Annotated in this window: 20 protein-coding genes and 4 tRNA genes; 9 read left to right on the top strand and 15 right to left on the bottom strand. The window is 60.8% G+C overall.

Features of this window, described 5'->3' with window-relative positions; all coding sequences use genetic code 11:
* Positions 1-137 precede the first annotated feature (137 nt).
* The 4 genes from BMZ57_RS06585 to yacG are packed head-to-tail and all read left to right on the top strand — an operon-like array spanning position 138 to position 3,026.
* On the top strand, positions 138-1,346 hold the full coding sequence (locus BMZ57_RS06585) for a type II secretion system F family protein (RefSeq protein WP_069673360.1): 1,209 nt from the start codon (positions 138-140) through the stop codon (positions 1,344-1,346).
* Positions 1,343-2,209: a prepilin peptidase gene (locus BMZ57_RS06580; protein ID WP_069673361.1), complete on the top strand. Its 867-nt coding sequence runs from the start codon at positions 1,343-1,345 to the stop codon at positions 2,207-2,209. Before BMZ57_RS06585 ends, BMZ57_RS06580 begins: the two co-directional genes overlap by 4 nt.
* The gene (coaE, locus tag BMZ57_RS06575) at positions 2,206-2,829 is read left to right on the top strand and encodes a dephospho-CoA kinase (RefSeq protein ID WP_010213235.1); all 624 of its coding nucleotides are present in this window, start codon (positions 2,206-2,208) and stop codon (positions 2,827-2,829) included. Before BMZ57_RS06580 ends, coaE begins: the two co-directional genes overlap by 4 nt.
* Positions 2,826-3,026: a DNA gyrase inhibitor YacG gene (gene yacG, locus BMZ57_RS06570; RefSeq protein ID WP_003188437.1), complete on the top strand. Its 201-nt coding sequence runs from the start codon at positions 2,826-2,828 to the stop codon at positions 3,024-3,026. Before coaE ends, yacG begins: the two co-directional genes overlap by 4 nt.
* On the opposite strand, the gene BMZ57_RS06565 is transcribed toward yacG, so the two are convergent.
* The 3 genes from BMZ57_RS06565 to BMZ57_RS06555 all read right to left on the bottom strand — a co-directional run bounded on the left by BMZ57_RS06565 (position 3,023) and on the right by BMZ57_RS06555 (position 4,467).
* On the bottom strand, positions 3,023-3,238 hold the full coding sequence (locus BMZ57_RS06565; RefSeq protein ID WP_003171680.1) for a hypothetical protein: 216 nt from the start codon (positions 3,236-3,238) through the stop codon (positions 3,023-3,025). The two genes, yacG and BMZ57_RS06565, sit on opposite strands and share 4 nt — an antisense overlap.
* A 75-nt stretch (positions 3,239-3,313) precedes the next feature.
* Positions 3,314-4,003, bottom strand: coding sequence for an energy-coupling factor ABC transporter permease (locus BMZ57_RS06560; RefSeq protein WP_069673362.1), 690 nt, complete (start codon positions 4,001-4,003; stop codon positions 3,314-3,316).
* Positions 4,000-4,467, bottom strand: a complete 468-nt coding sequence (locus BMZ57_RS06555) for a hypothetical protein (RefSeq protein WP_010213240.1) — start codon at positions 4,465-4,467, stop codon at positions 4,000-4,002. The genes BMZ57_RS06560 and BMZ57_RS06555 overlap by 4 nt, the downstream gene beginning before the upstream one ends.
* A 103-nt stretch (positions 4,468-4,570) precedes the next feature.
* Between BMZ57_RS06555 and BMZ57_RS06550 the strand changes: the two genes are divergently transcribed.
* The 3 genes from BMZ57_RS06550 to BMZ57_RS06540 are packed head-to-tail and all read left to right on the top strand — an operon-like array spanning position 4,571 to position 6,787.
* A complete protein-coding gene (locus BMZ57_RS06550; protein ID WP_010213242.1) occupies positions 4,571-5,200 on the top strand; it encodes a DUF1780 domain-containing protein in 630 nt (209 codons plus the stop codon).
* 54 nt (positions 5,201-5,254) lie between these two features.
* Positions 5,255-5,428: a DUF3094 family protein gene (locus BMZ57_RS06545; protein ID WP_010213243.1), complete on the top strand. Its 174-nt coding sequence runs from the start codon at positions 5,255-5,257 to the stop codon at positions 5,426-5,428.
* 60 nt (positions 5,429-5,488) lie between these two features.
* On the top strand, positions 5,489-6,787 hold the full coding sequence (locus BMZ57_RS06540) for an NAD(P)/FAD-dependent oxidoreductase (protein WP_069673363.1): 1,299 nt from the start codon (positions 5,489-5,491) through the stop codon (positions 6,785-6,787).
* Positions 6,788-6,979: 192 nt separating this feature from the next.
* Here BMZ57_RS06540 and BMZ57_RS06535 read toward each other — a convergent pair.
* From BMZ57_RS06535 to rluD, 7 genes are all read right to left on the bottom strand, one after another.
* Positions 6,980-7,056: transfer RNA gene (locus tag BMZ57_RS06535), tRNA-Pro, on the bottom strand.
* Positions 7,057-7,150: 94 nt separating this feature from the next.
* Positions 7,151-7,226, bottom strand: a tRNA-Lys gene (locus BMZ57_RS06530).
* A gap of 5 nt (positions 7,227-7,231) precedes the next feature.
* Positions 7,232-7,308, bottom strand: a tRNA-Pro gene (locus BMZ57_RS06525).
* A gap of 10 nt (positions 7,309-7,318) precedes the next feature.
* Positions 7,319-7,394, bottom strand: a tRNA-Asn gene (locus tag BMZ57_RS06520).
* A gap of 300 nt (positions 7,395-7,694) precedes the next feature.
* Positions 7,695-10,259 carry an ATP-dependent chaperone ClpB gene (gene clpB / locus BMZ57_RS06515; protein WP_010213245.1) on the bottom strand — a complete coding sequence of 855 codons (2,565 nt, stop codon included), beginning with the start codon at positions 10,257-10,259 and terminating at the stop codon, positions 7,695-7,697.
* A 130-nt stretch (positions 10,260-10,389) separates the two neighbouring features.
* Entirely contained in the window at positions 10,390-11,115 is a 726-nt protein-coding gene (gene pgeF, locus BMZ57_RS06510; protein ID WP_021491919.1) for a peptidoglycan editing factor PgeF, read from the bottom strand.
* Entirely contained in the window at positions 11,112-12,074 is a 963-nt protein-coding gene (rluD, locus tag BMZ57_RS06505; protein WP_010213248.1) for a 23S rRNA pseudouridine(1911/1915/1917) synthase RluD, read from the bottom strand. Before rluD ends, pgeF begins: the two co-directional genes overlap by 4 nt.
* Positions 12,075-12,223: 149 nt before the next feature.
* On the opposite strand from rluD, the gene BMZ57_RS06500 reads away from it, so the two are divergent.
* Both BMZ57_RS06500 and BMZ57_RS06495 read left to right on the top strand, forming a co-directional pair.
* Positions 12,224-13,249, top strand: coding sequence for an outer membrane protein assembly factor BamD (locus tag BMZ57_RS06500; protein ID WP_010213249.1), 1,026 nt, complete (start codon positions 12,224-12,226; stop codon positions 13,247-13,249).
* Positions 13,250-13,373: 124 nt separating this feature from the next.
* Positions 13,374-13,607, top strand: a complete 234-nt coding sequence (locus tag BMZ57_RS06495) for a PP0621 family protein (RefSeq protein ID WP_028618786.1) — start codon at positions 13,374-13,376, stop codon at positions 13,605-13,607.
* Here BMZ57_RS06495 and thiO read toward each other — a convergent pair.
* The 5 genes from thiO to pilV all read right to left on the bottom strand — a co-directional run bounded on the left by thiO (position 13,594) and on the right by pilV (position 16,906).
* Positions 13,594-14,703 (bottom strand): glycine oxidase ThiO, encoded by a 1,110-nt coding sequence (gene thiO / locus BMZ57_RS06490; protein ID WP_010213251.1) that lies wholly within the window; start codon positions 14,701-14,703, stop codon positions 13,594-13,596. The two genes, BMZ57_RS06495 and thiO, sit on opposite strands and share 14 nt — an antisense overlap.
* A 62-nt stretch (positions 14,704-14,765) precedes the next feature.
* Positions 14,766-15,167: a type IV pilin protein gene (locus tag BMZ57_RS06485; protein WP_069673364.1), complete on the bottom strand. Its 402-nt coding sequence runs from the start codon at positions 15,165-15,167 to the stop codon at positions 14,766-14,768.
* 11 nt (positions 15,168-15,178) lie between these two features.
* Positions 15,179-15,709 carry a pilus assembly PilX family protein gene (locus BMZ57_RS06480; RefSeq protein ID WP_021491921.1) on the bottom strand — a complete coding sequence of 177 codons (531 nt, stop codon included), beginning with the start codon at positions 15,707-15,709 and terminating at the stop codon, positions 15,179-15,181.
* A gap of 7 nt (positions 15,710-15,716) precedes the next feature.
* Positions 15,717-16,424 (bottom strand): PilW family protein, encoded by a 708-nt coding sequence (locus BMZ57_RS06475; protein ID WP_069673365.1) that lies wholly within the window; start codon positions 16,422-16,424, stop codon positions 15,717-15,719.
* A complete protein-coding gene (gene pilV, locus BMZ57_RS06470) occupies positions 16,421-16,906 on the bottom strand; it encodes a type IV pilus modification protein PilV (RefSeq protein ID WP_010213257.1) in 486 nt (161 codons plus the stop codon). Before pilV ends, BMZ57_RS06475 begins: the two co-directional genes overlap by 4 nt.
* Between the last annotated feature and the right edge of the window lie 82 nt (positions 16,907-16,988).

Raw genomic sequence — 16,988 nt, 5'->3', positions numbered from 1 at the left:
GCCAGTGTACTCATCCGCAGGCGCTCAATCGCGCACAAGACGCACATTCTGACATTTTATCCGCCACTGCCAGCCTGTCAGAATCCGTCACCTGACTACGCTATAAAGCTTCGACGACCTCTGTGCGGAACCGTGACATGGACAACGCTTCAACGCTCTACGCCTGGGAAGGCATCAACCGCAAAGGACGCAGGGTGTCCGGGCAAACCACCGGACACAACCCTGCCCTGGTGAAGGCACAGTTGCGAAAACAGGGCATCTGCCCAGGGCATGTGCGCAAAAAATCCCCAGTGCTGTCGAGCCTGGCAGCCTCGATCACATCAACCGACATCACCCTGTTCACTCGCCAACTGGCCACCCTGCTGAAGGCCGGTATTCCGCTGCTGCAGGCCTTCGACATCATCGCTGAGGGCTTCGACAACCGCGCCTTGCGTGAGCTTGTGCAAGGGTTGAAACAGGCCATCGAAGCCGGCACCAGCCTTGCCGAGGCGCTGCGCAAGCAGCCGCGTTGTTTCGACGAGCTGTACTGCAACCTGGTGGCCGCCGGCGAACAGGCCGGAGCACTTGAAACCTTGCTGGAGCGCGTGGCGATCCACCGGGAAAAGAGCGAGCAGCTAAAGACGAGGATCAAAAAAGCCATGACCTATCCGATCACCGTGCTGGTGGTCGCCAGCCTCGTCACCGGCGTGCTGCTGGTCCACGTCGTGCCACAGTTCCAGAACCTGTTTGCCGGGGTCGACGGCAAGCTGCCGGGTTTCACCCTGCAGGTCATCGGCCTTTCCGAGTTCATGCAGAAAGCCTGGTGGGCCGTGGCGCTGGGCTTTCTTGCGGGAGGCCTGGGGCTGCGCGAAGCGTATCGGCGCTTGGCGGATTTCCGTCTATGGCTGGACAGCTGTTTGTTGAAAGCGCCCGTGGCAGGCAAACTGCTGAGCAAATCCGCCGTGGCCCGCTTCGCCCGCACACTGTCCACCACGTTTGCCGCCGGCGTTCCGTTACTGCAGGCACTGGATTCGGTGGCCGGTGCCGCCGGTTCCGGGCCATTCAGACGGGCAATCGAACAGATGCGACGCGATGTAGCGACTGGCATGCCATTGAACCAATCCATGCTCACCAGCGGCCTGTTCCCCGGCATGGCGATCCAGATGACAGCCATCGGCGAAGAGTCGGGCACACTGGACCGCATGCTGGAAAAGGTCGCCAACCATTACGAGGCCGATGTGGACAACCTGGTCGATCACCTCACCCACCTCATGGAGCCCCTGATCATGGTGGTCCTGGGAGGCATTGTCGGCGCATTGGTGATCGCCATGTACCTGCCAGTCTTCCAGTTGGGGAGCGCATTTTGAGCCTGCTGTTGGCCGGCCCCCCCTGGGCTTTTGTTGCGCTGGCGGCGCTGCTGGGCCTGATCGTCGGCAGCTTTCTCAACGTGCTGGTGTGGCGCCTTCCAACGATGCTCGAACGGGAATGGCGGGCCCAGGCGCTCGAAGTGCTCGGCTTGCCCGCTGAGCCTGCCGGCCCGACCTACAACCTGATGCACCCCAGTTCCTGCTGCCCACACTGCAATCATCCGATACGTCCGTGGGAAAATATCCCACTGCTCAGTTACCTGTTTCTGCGAGGCCGCTGCGCCCATTGCCAAGGTGCGATCAGCGCCCGTTATCCGCTCACTGAACTGGCGTGTGCATTGATCTCAGCCTGGGTGGCCTGGCGTTTCGGCTTTGGCTGGCAGGCGGGCGCAGTGCTGGTGCTGAGCTGGGGATTGTTGGCGATGAGCCTGATCGATGCAGACCATCAGCTGTTGCCGGATGTGCTAGTGATGCCGCTGCTGTGGCTGGGGCTGATCGTCAACGGGTTCGGCCTGCTGACGACACTGCCCGAGGCCTTGTGGGGTGCGGTCATCGGGTACATGAGCCTGTGGAGCGTGTTCTGGCTGTTCAAGCTGGTCACCGGCAAGGACGGCATGGGCCATGGCGACTTCAAGCTGCTGGCCTTGCTCGGCGCCTGGGGGGGCTGGCAGATCCTGCCCATGACCCTGTTGATGTCGTCGCTGGTGGGTGTGGTCGTGGGCTTGATCCTGATGCGCCTGCGCAAGTCCCACGCGTCGGCACCGATGCCATTTGGTCCGTATCTGGCGATTGCCGGCTGGATTGCATTGCTCTGGGGTGGTCAAATAACCAACTTCTATTTGCAGTCTGTCGGTTTCAGATGACCACTCCTGTTACAACACCCTGGATTCTCGGCCTCACTGGTGGCATCGGCAGCGGTAAAAGCGCCGCGGCCCAGCACTTTATCGACCTTGGCATCGACCTGGTGGACGCCGATCACGCCGCCCGCTGGGTGGTCGAGCCTGGACGGCCGGCACTGGCGCGCATCGCCGAGCACTTCGGTGCTGGCGTGCTGCATCCCGACGGCCAGTTGAACCGCGCCGCCCTGCGCAAGCTGATCTTTGAAGAACCCGAAGAGCGCCGCTGGCTCGAAGCCTTGCTGCACCCGTTGATTGGCGAGGAGATTCGCAGCCACCTGGCGCGCGCGAAGTCGCCTTACGCGATATTGGTGTCGCCGCTGCTGATCGAGTCCGGCCAGTACAGCATGACCCAGCGCATCCTGGTGATCGATGTGCCGCAGTCGCTGCAGATTCAGCGTACCCTGCAGCGCGACGGCATCAACGAGCAACAGGTGCAGGCGATCCTCAAGGCTCAATCCAGCCGCGAAGACCGCCTGAACCATGCCGATGATGTACTGGTCAATGACCGGGACCTTGCCTGGCTGCACAGCGAGGTCGAGCGACTGCACCACTTTTACCTTACTTTGCGTGGAGGCCGATCATGAGCCAACCCTTGACCGTCGACTGCCCAACCTGCGGCGCACCCGTGGAATGGAAAGCGACCAACCTCAACCGGCCGTTCTGCTCGGACCGCTGCAAGCTTATCGACCTGGGCGCCTGGGCTGCTGAAGAACACAAGATCCCCGTGGCCCCGGACGCTGAAGACGAGCTGTTTTCCGAAGACCTGCCACCGCGCCACTAAGGGCGCATAAAGGCGTATTCCTGCTGGTCGTCGAGGTTCTCTGCAAGGTATTGCAGCTCGTCGGCCAGGTCTTCGAAACTGCGCACACCCTTGCTCTGCTGCACCACCGCGCTGAGCATGGCACGCAAGGTCAGGCCCGGGTCAAAACCGATTTCCTGTGCCGCGTCCTGGCTTCTGCGCAATTCCTGCCGTGCCCACTCGTACACACTCATGATTCGTGCTCCCGCCTTGCCTGGAAAAATTTCGCTGAGCATGGCCCTGCTTGGGTGGGTGGGATTTGATCTGGGTCAACGCTGTGAATCGTCGTCCTTCCAGGGGGCGGACAGGTAGCGCGTGCGGTTGAAGGTCTCCAGCCATTCCGGGCAAAACACCACCAGCGCGCTGATAACCATGCCGTTGATGAAGGCTTCGGGAAAGATGATCAGCCACAGGTAGCCGACAAAATCCTCCAGCCATTCCGGCAGGGCAAAACGGCCGTCGAACCACAACAGCCCCAGTCCGACCACCAGGCAGAGCAAAGCCGACAGCGCGGCGGCGAAAAAACCGGAGCAGAAGATATACACGAAGGGATTGCGCGGTTGCGCCCGCTCGACCAGCAACGCGCAGGCTTCCGTGACCAGCACCGGCAGCCCAATAAGCAGCAGGCCGTTGACGCCCAGGGCTGCGAGGTCCTGGCGTCCCAGCGCCATCAAGCCCAACTGGGCGGCAAAACCGCCCACGATCGCCAGGGGCCAATCGAGCAACAGGGTCACGGCGGTCATGCCGATAAAGTGGTAGGACACGCCGGTATCGAAATCCCGCCGTACCAGCCACAGCATGAACAAGGCGAACACAGTGCCAAACAGCAAATGCTGGCGCCGCCGGTCGGCAAACAGTTCGACCCAAGGTGAACGCAAGATGGCCCAGACTACCAGGGGCACATACAACAGCCAGCCGGCCCCGAGTGTTGCCGGCGCCAACACCGCGGCGCTGATCACGGCTTCACCTGCTCCAGGGCCTGACGCAGTTCGGCGGCAGAACTGTAGGCGTGCTCGGCGACCAGCTTGCCGTTATCCAGTTGCAGCCACAGCACTTTATCCACAGGCCCCGGATAACGCGGCGCAATGCGTGCGTCACGGTCCAGCATGACCCGGTAGTTGTAGGACTGCATGGCCGGTACCGCGAACAGCTTGGCGATCAGGCGCGGCATGCGCTGGATATCGGCAACAAACACGGCATGTCGTGCCTCAAGGTAGCCTTTGGGTTGGCCCTGCAGCGCTGCATCCACCTGCTTGGCGGCGTCCATGCCACGCGCAACGAGCAGGACCTGCGCCTGGTTATCCAGGGTGTAGGCCTGATCGAATTGATCCAGCAGGGTCCAAGGGGCCAGGCGCTCGCCCACTTCAACCGCCTGGGCCCCCACAGGCAACAGAGCCAACAAAAACACCGCTAGAATCTTCACTGCACACTCCTCTTACCCGGTGGAACGCTCGAGTGCCCAGTCTACACCGAGCTTTTGCAGCGGGACTTCCTGCGGTCATCATTTGGGCGCTAAGCTGCTAGCTATGGATGACTCAGATTACTTGCGCCTGCTGACCGTAGCGGCCGAACAAGCCAACGCATTCTTGTCCAATGCCCGCAAATGGGAGCGTGAGCGTTGGGTCTGCCAGCGCCTGCTGCAAGGCCTGAACGTGCCCTACCGTGCCGAAGAATTTCACGCCGCCGGGCAAGAGCCGCCGGACGTGCTGTTTCGCGACGCCAGCTTCGAGGTGTTTTTTGTACTGGATGAGGGCCGCCGCCTGAACGACGAATGGCGCGACGAATTGCTGCGCCGACGCAGCGCGTTCTCCCTGAGCCAACTGGTGCGGCGCGAGGCCAAGCCGCGACGCATCCCGGCCCATGAGTTCTTGCTGCGCCTGGCGCCCACGCTGCGCAAGAAGGCCCATAACTACAAAGAGCGCGGGATGGACCTGGGGGAGCTGGATATCGTCGCCTTCACCAGCCTCAAGCGTGAAGTGCTCGACCTCAACAGTCATTTTCCGCCGCCGACGGAATACCTGCGCCAGGGCTGGCGCTCGCTGTCGCTGGTGGGGCCGACCTTTGCACGGGTGTTGTTCGCCCACCCGGATGCACCGGATTTCTTGCGCAACAACCTGGGCCGCAGCATAGTGTTCGATGTGGGCATCAGCCTCTGAGCCCCCGGACTGTAACGTGGCGCCCTTTTGCAACGTCTACCTGACGAGGCCTTTATGACCAGCCGCCTGAACCCCGATGACCAACAGCATGTCGAAGAGTACCTCCAACTCTCCCAACACCGAGTCGAGCGCAAGCCTTTCCGGCCGTGGCTGCTCCTGGGTGTGGTGCTGATAGTGGTGATCGGCCTTGGCTTGCTGAGCCGACTTTTGAGTTACCTGACGCTATGAGCTGCCTGGCGCTCGCGGGGGTAACTGCTCCGATTTCTTTTAGCCTTGCGAGATATCCCCATGACCCATCGTATTATTATCGTCGGCGGCGGCGCCGGCGGCCTGGAGTTAGCTACCCGCCTGGGTAAGACTCTGGGTAAGCGCGGCACTGCCAGCATCACGCTGGTGGACACCAACCTGACCCATATCTGGAAGCCCTTGCTGCACGAAGTGGCAGCCGGTTCGCTGAACTCTTCGGAAGACGAACTCAATTATGTCGCCCAGGCCAAATGGAACCACTTCGAGTTCCAACTGGGGCGCATGAGCGGGCTCGACCGTGAACAGAAGAAGATCCAGCTGGCCGCCACCCTCGACGAAGAAGGCCGTGAGCTGGTGCCTGCGCGCGTGCTGGGCTATGACAGCCTGGTGATCGCGGTCGGCAGCACCACCAATGACTTCGGTACCGAGGGCGCCGCGCAGCACTGCCTGTTCCTCGACACCCGCAAGCAGGCCGAGCGCTTCCACCAGCAGTTGCTCAACCACTACCTGCGCGCCCATGCCGGGCAGACCGACGTGGTAGAAAAAATCAGCGTCGCCATCGTCGGCGCAGGTGCCACCGGGGTCGAACTGGCCGCCGAACTGCATAACGCCGCCCATGAGCTGGCCGCCTATGGCCTGGACCGCATCAAGCCGGAAAACATGCACATCACCCTGATCGAAGCCGGCCCACGAGTGCTGCCTGCCCTGCCGGAGCGTATCGGCGCGCCGGTGCACAAAACCCTGGAGAAGCTCGGGGTGACCGTGCTGACCAATTCGGCGGTCAGTGAAGTGACGGCCGATGCACTGATCACCACCAGTGGCCAGGTGATCCCGGCCAGCCTAAAGGTATGGGCGGCCGGTATTCGCGCACCCGGTTTCCTCAAGGATATCGATGGCCTGGAAACCAACCGCATCAATCAACTGCAGGTGTTGCCGACACTGCAAACCACTCGCGACGAGAACATCTTCGCGTTTGGCGACTGCGCCGCCTGCCCGCAACCGGGCACCGACCGCAACGTACCACCACGGGCCCAGGCAGCTCACCAGCAGGCCTCGTTACTGGCCAAGTCGCTGAAGCTGCGCATCGAGGGCAAGGACCTGCCGAGCTACAAGTACACCGACTATGGCTCGCTGATCTCGCTGTCGCGCTTCTCGGCGGTGGGTAACTTGATGGGCAACCTCACCGGCAGCGTGATGCTGGAAGGTTGGCTGGCGCGGATGTTCTATGTGTCGCTGTACCGCATGCACCAGATGACGCTGTATGGCTTCTTTCGCACGGCGATGCTGATGCTGGGGAGCAAGATCGGGCGAGGCACCGAGCCACGCCTCAAGCTCCACTGACAACACGGTCCCGAGTGGGACCTGGTAAATGTGGGAGCGGGCTTGCTCGCGAATGCGGTGTATCAGTCAGCACATCTGACACTGAGCCACTGCATTCGCGAGCAAGCCCGCTCCCACATTTGTCTGGCGGAGAGTCAAGATTTTCGCGCACAAAAAAAATCCCCGTATCTTTCGATACGAGGATTTTTAATATGGTCGGGGTAAGGGGATTCGAACTCCTGACATCCTGCTCCCAAAGCAGGCGCGCTACCGGACTGCGCTATACCCCGGTAATAAAAAGGCGACCTTTCAGTCGCCTTCTTCGATCAGCGCTTTTGGCCTCTGATCTTAAGATTCGATTCCAGCGTTAACTGGTCTCAAAAATGGTGGGTCGTGTGGGATTCGAACCTACGACCAATTGGTTAAAAGCCAACTGCTCTACCAACTGAGCTAACGACCCAAATATGGTCGGGGTAGGGGGATTCGAACTCCCGACATCCTGCTCCCAAAGCAGGCGCGCTACCGGACTGCGCTATACCCCGATATTGAAATTGGCTCCGTGACCAGGACTCGAACCTGGGACCCAATGATTAACAGTCATTTGCTCTACCGACTGAGCTATCACGGAACTACATATTTCAAAGTACTACGTTACTGCTTACTACCTTCTCTTCGACTTGTCCGTATCGCTACGTTCATGTGTCTGAGGCGCGCTATTCTACAATCTTAAAAACCCCTGTCAACCCTTTAAATTGCTTTTAAGACAATGATTTGCGCTTGTTTCTGATTTCTTCTTGGGGAGAAGAAACCCGTGGGCTGACGTTGCTGCGGGGCGCACTTTACAAGCCTTTGCCTTACAGTTCAACGCCCTATCGAAAAAAAAGGCCCCGCAATGCGGGGCCTTCTCTTATTACCCAACAGACGGGGCTTAGTGGAAGACGATTTCGTCGTTTTCCACGGTCGCCTCGACACTGGTGCCCGGCATGAAGCTGCCCGACAGGATCAACTGCGCCAGCGGGTTTTCGATCCACCGCTGGATCGCACGTTTCAGCGGCCGTGCGCCATACACGGGGTCGTAACCTACCGCGATCAGCTTGTCCAACGCCTCGCTGCTCAATACCAGGTCCAGCTCGCGCTCGGCCAGGCGGCCACGCAGGCGGCCCAACTGGATCTCGGTGATGCCCGCGATCTGATCACGTGCCAGCGGCTCAAAGATCACCACTTCGTCGACCCGGTTGATGAATTCCGGGCGGAAGTGGCTGGTCAGCGCATCCATCACGGCAGCGCGCTGGCCCTCACGATCACCCACCAACTCCTGGATCTGCGCCGACCCCAGGTTGGACGTCATCACGATCACCGTGTTGCGGAAGTCCACGGTACGCCCGTGGCTGTCCGTCAGGCGGCCGTCTTCCAGCACTTGCAACAGGATGTTGAACACATCCGGGTGCGCTTTCTCGACCTCATCCAGCAGGATCACCGAGTAAGGCTTACGCCGCACAGCCTCGGTCAGGTAACCGCCCTCCTCGTAGCCCACATAGCCTGGTGGAGCGCCGATCAAGCGAGCCACCGAATGTTTCTCCATGAATTCGGACATATCGATCCGCACCATGGCCTCTTCAGTATCAAAGAGGAATTCGGCCAAGGCCTTGCACAGCTCGGTCTTACCCACGCCGGTCGGGCCGAGGAACATGAACGAGCCGCTCGGGCGGTTCGGGTCGGACAACCCGGCCCGCGAACGCCGTACCGCGTTGGACACCGCCACCACGGCCTCTTCCTGGCCGATTACGCGTTGGTGCAACAGGCTTTCCATCTTCAGCAACTTGTCGCGCTCGCCTTCGAGCATTTTCGACACGGGAATGCCGGTCCATTTGGAAACGACTTCGGCAATTTCTTCCTCGGTTACCTTGCTGCGCAGCAACTGGTTCTCAGGCTTGCCGTGCTGGTCGACCATTTGCAGGCTGCGTTCCAGGTCGGGGATCACCCCGTACTGCAACTCAGCCATACGGTTCAGGTCGCCTTTACGGCGTGCGGCTTCCAGCTCCTGGCGGGACTGCTCGATCTTTTGCTGGATCTGGGCCGAACCCTGCACTTCGGCTTTTTCCGAGGTCCAGATTTCTTCCAGGTCCGAATACTCGCGTTCCAGACGGACGATTTCTTCCTGGAGTTTTTCCAGGCGTTTCTTCGCCGCGTCGTCTTCTTCTTTCTTCAGGGCCTGGGACTCGACTTTCAGTTGAATCAAGCGCCGATCCAGACGGTCGAGCACTTCCGGCTTGGAGTCGATCTCCATGCGGATGCGGCTGGCTGCCTCGTCGATCAGGTCGATGGCCTTGTCAGGCAACTGACGGTCAGTGATGTAGCGATGGCTCAATTTGGCCGCCGCAATGATCGCGCCGTCGGTGATGGCCACCTTGTGGTGGACCTCATAACGCTCTTTCAGGCCACGCAGGATCGCGATGGTGTCTTCTTCGCTCGGCTCTTCCACCAGCACTTTCTGGAAGCGACGCTCAAGGGCCGCGTCCTTTTCAATGTACTGGCGATATTCGTTGAGCGTGGTAGCACCGACGCAGTGCAGCTCACCCCGCGCCAAGGCTGGCTTGAGCATGTTGCCGGCGTCCATGGAGCCCTCGCCTTTACCGGCGCCGACCATGGTGTGCAGCTCGTCGATAAACAGAATGATCTGCCCTTCCTGCTTCGACAATTCATTGAGCAGGGATTTCAGGCGCTCTTCGAACTCGCCTCGGAACTTGGCACCGGCAATCAGCGACCCCATGTCCAGGGACAGCAGGCGCTTGCCTTTGAGGCCATCCGGCACTTCACCATTGATGATGCGCTGGGCCAGGCCTTCGGCAATCGCAGTTTTACCCACGCCCGGCTCACCGATCAGCACCGGGTTGTTCTTGGTACGACGCTGCAACACCTGGATGGTGCGACGGATTTCATCGTCACGGCCGATCACCGGGTCAAGCTTGCCCTCTTCGGCGCGCTTGGTCAGGTCGACGGTGTATTTATCCAGGGCTTGGCGCGACTCCTCATGGTTGGGGTCGTTCACCGCGTCGCCGCCCCGCAGGTTGTTGATGGCATTTTCCAGGGCTTTCTTGCTCACGCCCTGGCCCAGCAACAACTTGCCGAGTTTGCTGTTCTCGTCCATGGCAGCGAGCAGCACCAGTTCGCTGGAGATGAACTGGTCGCCCTTCTGCTGGGCCAGACGGTCTGCCTGGTTGAGCAGGCGCGCCAGGTCCTGGGACATATTCACGTCGCCGGTCGGGTTTTGGATTTTCGGCAGTTGGTCGAGTTCTTTGCTCAACTCCTTGCGCAGGCTGTTGACGTCGAAGCCCACCTGCATCAGCAAGGGTTTGATAGAACCACCTTGCTGCTCCAGGAGCGCCTGCATCAAGTGCGCAGGCTCGATGGCCGGGTGGTCGAGGCCCACGGCCAGGGATTGAGAGTCAGACAGTGCCAACTGTAATTTGCTGGTTAAACGATCAATACGCATTAGTCACCTTCCTTTTGAGCAGGCCGGAGCTATAAAACATCCTGAATGAAGAAACCTGCCAGATACCCTTATAGATGGGGTGGATTCTGGGAGTTTCAAGCGACAGGGAGTTGACGCAGATCAGATGAGTCTAGCGTTCCAGCCAGATAAGGGAGGCAAACCGACCGGTGCGAGGGCTGCGCCGGTAGGAAAAGAAGCGTGGGTCGGTCACGGTGCACAACCCTCCACCATAAACAGCCGTGACGCCGCGTGCAGCCAGGCGCAGACGGGCCAGCTTATAGATGTCGGCCATGAACTTGCCGGGGTTACGACTGGGCACAAAGGCTTCGGCGGTGATCGGCAGCTGCAGCATGAAGGCTTCACGCACTTCCGGACCGACCTCAAAGGCTTGGGGACCGATTGCCGGGCCCAGCCATACCAATACTTGGTCTGGTTCGGTGTCGAGGCTCTCGAACGCGGCTTCCAGCACACCCGCCGCCAGGCCACGCCAACCGGCATGGGCCGCCGCCACGCGAGTGCCGGCGCGGTTGCAGAACAACACGGGCAGGCAATCGGCGGTCATGGCGGTGCAGGCGATGCCTGGGGTGCTGGTCCAACTGCCATCGGCTTCGGCGATGCGCGCAGGATCAGCCTCGACCACGTTCACGCCATGAACCTGGCGCAACCAGGCCGGCTGAATAGAAAAGGCCTCAGTCAGACGACGGCGATTCTCAAGGACGGCCTCCAGGCTGTCCTCGACATGATCGCCCAGGTTGAGGCTGTCAAACGGCGCCAGACTGACGCCGCCCGCACGGGTGGTGACGCAGGCTTTCACCTGAGCCGGCGCAGGCCAGTCAGGAATCAGCCAGTCACTCATCCGATAAACGCCTCGCGATCCTGCTTGAGCAGCGACAACAACCAGACGAGGTCGTCCGGGAGAGGCGATTCCCAGCTCATCCGCTTACCGCTCGTCGGATGATCCAGTTCCAGGAAGCGCGCATGCAGTGCCTGGCGTGGGAAGTTTTTCAGCGAATCAACCATGGTTGCACTGGCCGCCGGCGGAATACGGAAGCGACCACCGTAGGCAGGATCACCGACCAACGGGAAGTTGATGTGCGCCATGTGCACGCGAATCTGGTGAGTACGGCCGGTTTCCAGCTTGACCCGCACATGGGTGTGGGAACGGAAACGCTCCAACACTCGGTAGTGGCTGACGGCCTGCTTGCCGCCCTCCATTACCGCCATACGCTGGCGCTGCTGGCCATGGCGACCGATCGGGGCGTTGATCTTGCCGCCCGCCACCACCACGCCGATCACGATGCACTCGTAGATCCGGCTGACGCTGCGGCTCTGCAATTGTGTGACCAACTGCGTCTGCGCCTGAATGGTCTTGGCCACCACCATCAAGCCGGTGGTGTCCTTGTCCAGACGGTGCACGATGCCGCAGCGCGGGACGTTGATGATGTCCGGCACGTGGTGCAACAAGGCATTGAGCAAAGTGCCATCAGCGTGCCCGGCGGCCGGGTGAACCACCAGGCCTGCGGGTTTGTTGATGACCAGGATGTCGTCGTCTTCATAGACGATATCCAGCTCGATGTCCTGGGCGACCCATTCTCCCTGGGCTTCCTGCTCGGCAGTCAGCTCAAGAATCGCACCGCCATGGACTATGTCTCGCGGGCGGATAACCGCTCCATCCACAGTCAGGCGGCCGTCTTTGATCCAGGCGGAAAGGCGCGAGCGCGAGTGCTCAGCGAATAATTGTGCGGCGACTTGATCGAGGCGTTGGCCGCCCAATTCGGACGGCACCTCTGCGCGAAGTTCAATTTTATCGGACATGCTCAGACTAGGCGTGGCACAGCCTTTGGTTTCGGCTGCGCGCTTGTGGTTAAATACGGCGTCTTTTGCCCCGAGGCTTTCAACGGGGCGCTCATCATAACAGGACGGCCCCGCCCAAGACAGCGGCCGTCATAGGGACGCAAGCCGCCATGCAAGTGAAACACCTGCTGCTGATCGCCATCCTCGCCATGACTGCTGCTTGCTCGTCAACAAAGGAAGTCGTCGACGAAAACCTGAGCGAAGTCGAGTTGTACCAACTGGCTCAGAAAGACCTGGACAATAATAGCTTCACCAGCGCCACAGCCAAGCTGAAGGCACTGGAGTCGCGCTATCCGTTCGGGCGCTACGCCGACCAGGCACAGCTCGAGCTGATCTACGCCAACTACAAGAACGCCGAGCCGGAAGCTGCCAAGTCCGCCGCCGAGCGTTTCATTCGCCTGCATCCGCAGCACCCGAACGTCGACTACGCCTACTATATGAAGGGCCTGACTTCGTTCGACCAGGACGTCGGCCTGCTGGCGCGCTTCCTGCCGCTGGACATGACCAAGCGTGACCCGGGCGCTGCCCGCGACTCCTACAACGAGTTCGCCCAGCTGACCAGCCGCTACCCGAACAGCCGCTACGCGCCCGACGCCAAGCAGCGCATGATCTACCTGCGCAACCTGCTGGCTTCCTATGAGATCCACGTGGCTCACTACTACCTGACCCGTCAGGCCTACGTAGCTGCCGCCAACCGTGGTCGCTATGTGGTAGAGAACTTCCAGGAAACCCCCTCCGTGGGTGACGGCCTGGCCGTGATGACCGAGGCTTACCAGCGTCTGCACCTGGACGAACTGGCCAGCACCAGCCTGGAAACCTTGAAGCTCAACTACCCGGATCACCCAAGCCTGAAGGACGGCCAGTTCGTGCCTCAGGTTGCCGAAGCCGACAACCGTTCGTGGCTGAGCAAGTACACCCTGGGCCTGATCGAATCCCGTCCACCGCTGCCGCCGGGCGAAACCCGCGCCAACCAGGACGTGATCAAGCAGTACCAGGACGCCAAGGACGCCATTCCTTCGGACCTCAAGCCCCACGACGAGAACGGCGACGTGATCGAAGAGGAAGAACCGCAGGCCCTGGGCAACAACCAGGACCGTTCGTGGTTCAGCTACATGACCTTCGGTGTGTTCGACTGATTGCACCTGCCGTCATCAAAAAGGAGCCTTTCGAGGCTCCTTTTTTGTGGGCGGTATTATTGCGCTGTGCGCCTGGCACGTCCTTGGCTAAACTGGCGCATTCCTTGTCGAGAAACTGCCCATCATGCTTCGTCTACTGTTCTGGATTGCCGTCATTGCCGCCGCAGTATGGTTCTGGCGCAAATTCAAAAGCCCGGCCGCCAAGCAGCAACGCACCAGCGAGCCTGACGCTGCCCTGATGGTGCGCTGCGCCCACTGCGGCGTGCACCTGCCGCAGGATCGCGCCTTGAGCTCGCGCCAGGAGTGGTATTGCACCCAGGCGCATTTGGAGCAAGGGCCGAAGTCTATCCAGCGTTGATCCGACCTTCGGGCGCATAAGGCGCGGGGTCGATGATCGGCGCACGCTCCAGCAGCAGATCGGTAAACAACTGGCACGACGCCGGCGCAAGCACCAGGCCATTGCGGTAATGGCCGCAGTTGAGCCACAAGCCCTTGAAGCCCGGCACTTGGCCGATGTAAGGAATACCTTCCGGCGAACCTGGGCGCAATCCGGCCCAATGCCCAACCACCTCGGCGTCCGCCAGCGCGGGAATCAACTCCACCGCCGAGGCCTTGAGGCTTTCCAGCGCCGTTTCAGTGGGGGTCTTATCGAAGCCTTCATGCTCCAGCGTACTGCCGATCAGGATGTGCCCGTCACGTCGGGGGATCGCGTAACGCCCCTTGGCCAGGACCATGCTCGACAGGAAATCCGAAGCGCATTTGTACAGGATCATCTGGCCCTTGACCGGTTCGACCGGCAGCGACAGGCCCAACGTACCAAGCAGTTCACCGCTCCAGGCGCCGGCCGCCAGTACGACCTGATCGCCGAAGATCGCCCCATCAGCAGTGCTCACCCCCACTACATTGCCCGCATCCAGCAAAAACCCCGTCACTTCACATTGTTCGTGAATGGTCACGCCGGGCAATGTCAGCAATGCCGCCTTGAGGGATTTGACCAGACGTGGGTTGCGCACATTGGCGACGTTAGCCATGTAGATCGCATTGGCGTACCCGCCACCCAACACCGGAACGGCGTCATGGGCGGCCGACACGTCCACTTTGCTCAATGGACGGCCTTCGCGCGCAGCCCAGGCCAGGGCCTCGGCTTCATCGTCCAGGTCCAACCAGTACAGGCCCGTGGTATGAACCTCTGGGTCAACACCGGTCTGCGCAAACAGGCGCTGCGCCAACTGTGGATAAAAGTCCTGGGACCAATGGGCCAGCGCAGTGACAGCGGGGCTGTAGCGCCACGGATACAGCGGCGAGACAATACCGCCGCCCGCCCAGGAGGACTCCTGCCCCAACCCCGCGCGCTCCAGCAACACCACTGCTTGCCCTTGGGTCGCCAGGTTGAACGCCGTCAACAAGCCGATGACCCCGCCACCGACAATCACTACCTGCTGTTGCTCTGCCATCATTTGATCCAGCCGATAAATAGGAACAAGCGCACCTGGCGCCCAGTCATCCCGCACCCTCATCATTGCCCCCAGCACTGCCTGCGCGAGATGTCAGGTGCAGCGCCCGGATTGGTCCTCGCGCCGGTGCTGGTCAGGCTAAACGCGCCGCAAAGGTCGCCGGTCATGACCGAGTCGACGCCAGGCGTAGCCACCAGCTGGAAATCCTGAGGGTTCAATGCTACGGTGATTCTATAGCGATCGTTGCCCGCACTGACGCCGCTTGCATCAATAAAAGTGCCGCTCCTCGTATAAAAACGTTCCAGATGCTGAGCCTGGTCGGTCAATAACGCGACGATTTCAGCGCGATAGACCTTTTTCATATGGCCGGTATAGCCGGGGTAAGCAATCCCGGCCAGCACGGCGATGATGGCCACGGCGATCAGTAACTCGATCAGTGTAAAACCCCGCCTGTCCATGCCCATTTCAACGCTCCTTATTGAAGTTGCCGCCAGGCCACCCGCCGGAAACGCGAGCCGCCCTCTTCTTCTACATGCGCATAGACGCTCTCCAGCACCGTGCGCAATTGGCCGCTCAACCCGACAGCCGTCACTCGATATACGTCGGCCACGGTTTGTGGTGGTAAATGCGCCAGCCCCACCGCGCCCCCCAGGGCTTGAACGCCGTATAGACCGCCGTCCAGTGCAGTCCAAGTAATGCCCGACACAGGGTCCACCCCAGCCCCAACCACCGAATAGGCGGCGGCCGGCGGTGCACAGGTGACAATCGACTGGCACGGCGGCAGCGTCGCAAATAACCGCTGCACCACCGACTCCCCACGCCGCAAGCCACTCTCGGCGCTTTGCAGCGATTGATTACGGTGCCAGAGACTGGCGGTGACCTTTTGCTGGCTGACCGCCCCTTGCATGGATGACAGACCGATCAGCGACAACAGCAACAACACCACCAGGCTGATCAGCAGCACCATGCCGGCCTGCCGCAGACGAATAGGCTTTTGAAGCATCATGTCAGCCCTACCCCAGACGGTTTCGAAGTGCCGCCACGACGCTGTAGGTTTGATCCTTCACGCGCTCGGTCGGGTCTCGCAGCGTCATCAGGATGCGCACGCTGCGTATCAAGGACAGGTCCGCCGGGCTTGCGTCGTAGCGCGCCACCTGCGTGGAAGACGGTTTGGCGGCCACGCCAAAGCTGATATCAAACCCTTGCACGTTATCCACCAACACCGCCTTGGCAGGCGCCGCAGGCGTGCTCACTCTCAATTGGCCCGCTTCGAAGGTGTAGGTGATCTGGCGCAGCGCAAACCTGATGTGTCCAGGGGCAGGCGCAGGCGCATTGCCGGCGTAAGACTGCGCGGTTCCTGTGCAATCGGACAACACCGTCCAGTCAGGCTTGCCACTCTGCTGACCAACATCCGCCGTCACCAGCGACAGCGACTTCACACCCGCCTCAGCCTTCCAACTGACAGGCTGATCAAAGGCTGCTGGAGCGTCGTCGATAAACGCCGTGGCCAGGCAGCCAAACATGCCCGCCTGGCGAATGTCCTGGACGATCTTGCCCAGCACGAACCGCGCATCGTCCTGCAGCAACATTGCGGCCTGCTGGCTGGCATGGGTGGCTCTGGAACTAATCACCACCTGGCTGACCCCAAGCACCAATACCAAGCCCACAGCCAACGCCAGCAGCACTTCCACCAGGCTGAAGCCCCGAACACGGTGCCTCATTGCGCCCCCCTCGATTCATCGCTGATGCGGCTGGTCAGGGTGAACGTTTCCCGAGCGCCCGGCCTGTTCGCGCCCCGGCTGTCGTCCCAACTGATGCTGACAGTCACCTCACCCGCACTGACCGACACCGAGCCTTTGGCGCTGGCCCCGGCAAAGCCGAGGATATTGGCCTCGAAATCATGCAGGTCCAGATCGCGCACGCTGGCGGATGCGCTGCTGGCCGGGGCTCGCTCGGCCCGGCCCCAGGCGTAGTCGACCGCAGAATTGGCGCGGATCCGGTCAAGCATGTCATAGGCAATGAAACTGGCCTGGCTGGTCATTCGGGAACTGTCGGTGTACTTGAGCGCATTGAGCTGGATCACCGCCGTGCCCAACAGGCCAATGGCGAGGATCAATACGGCAACCAGCACCTCGATCAGCGTCATGCCAATTTGGTGCCGAGACAGATCCTGGGGGAAACCGGTGTTGGGGCAGGCAGGCATAACCGTCGTCATCCATGTCGAGGTCCGAAAAAAGCAGGAGAAACCTGCTGTGCGGCCCAAGACTAGCGTCGGTTTTTCGCTC

The organism is Pseudomonas simiae (genome assembly GCF_900111895.1).
In the GTDB taxonomy this organism is placed as follows: Bacteria; Pseudomonadota; Gammaproteobacteria; order Pseudomonadales; family Pseudomonadaceae; genus Aquipseudomonas; species Aquipseudomonas simiae.
The sequence above is the reverse complement of the archived record's forward strand: the minus strand, read 5'-3'. Positions and strand labels throughout refer to the sequence as shown.

Coding starts and splice junctions, on each gene's coding strand:
- BMZ57_RS06585 (WP_069673360.1), top strand. CDS start 138: ATGGACAACGCTTCAACGCTCTACGCCTGGGAAGGCATCAACCGCAAA.
- coaE (WP_010213235.1), top strand. CDS start 2,206: ATGACCACTCCTGTTACAACACCCTGGATTCTCGGCCTCACTGGTGGC.
- yacG (WP_003188437.1), top strand. CDS start 2,826: ATGAGCCAACCCTTGACCGTCGACTGCCCAACCTGCGGCGCACCCGTG.
- BMZ57_RS06565 (WP_003171680.1), bottom strand. CDS start 3,238: ATGAGTGTGTACGAGTGGGCACGGCAGGAATTGCGCAGAAGCCAGGAC.
- BMZ57_RS06550 (WP_010213242.1), top strand. CDS start 4,571: ATGGATGACTCAGATTACTTGCGCCTGCTGACCGTAGCGGCCGAACAA.
- BMZ57_RS06545 (WP_010213243.1), top strand. CDS start 5,255: ATGACCAGCCGCCTGAACCCCGATGACCAACAGCATGTCGAAGAGTAC.
- BMZ57_RS06540 (WP_069673363.1), top strand. CDS start 5,489: ATGACCCATCGTATTATTATCGTCGGCGGCGGCGCCGGCGGCCTGGAG.
- clpB (WP_010213245.1), bottom strand. CDS start 10,259: ATGCGTATTGATCGTTTAACCAGCAAATTACAGTTGGCACTGTCTGAC.
- pgeF (WP_021491919.1), bottom strand. CDS start 11,115: ATGAGTGACTGGCTGATTCCTGACTGGCCTGCGCCGGCTCAGGTGAAA.
- rluD (WP_010213248.1), bottom strand. CDS start 12,074: ATGTCCGATAAAATTGAACTTCGCGCAGAGGTGCCGTCCGAATTGGGC.
- BMZ57_RS06500 (WP_010213249.1), top strand. CDS start 12,224: ATGCAAGTGAAACACCTGCTGCTGATCGCCATCCTCGCCATGACTGCT.
- BMZ57_RS06495 (WP_028618786.1), top strand. CDS start 13,374: ATGCTTCGTCTACTGTTCTGGATTGCCGTCATTGCCGCCGCAGTATGG.
- thiO (WP_010213251.1), bottom strand. CDS start 14,703: ATGGCAGAGCAACAGCAGGTAGTGATTGTCGGTGGCGGGGTCATCGGC.
- BMZ57_RS06485 (WP_069673364.1), bottom strand. CDS start 15,167: ATGGGCATGGACAGGCGGGGTTTTACACTGATCGAGTTACTGATCGCC.
- BMZ57_RS06480 (WP_021491921.1), bottom strand. CDS start 15,709: ATGATGCTTCAAAAGCCTATTCGTCTGCGGCAGGCCGGCATGGTGCTG.
- BMZ57_RS06475 (WP_069673365.1), bottom strand. CDS start 16,424: ATGAGGCACCGTGTTCGGGGCTTCAGCCTGGTGGAAGTGCTGCTGGCG.
- pilV (WP_010213257.1), bottom strand. CDS start 16,906: ATGCCTGCCTGCCCCAACACCGGTTTCCCCCAGGATCTGTCTCGGCAC.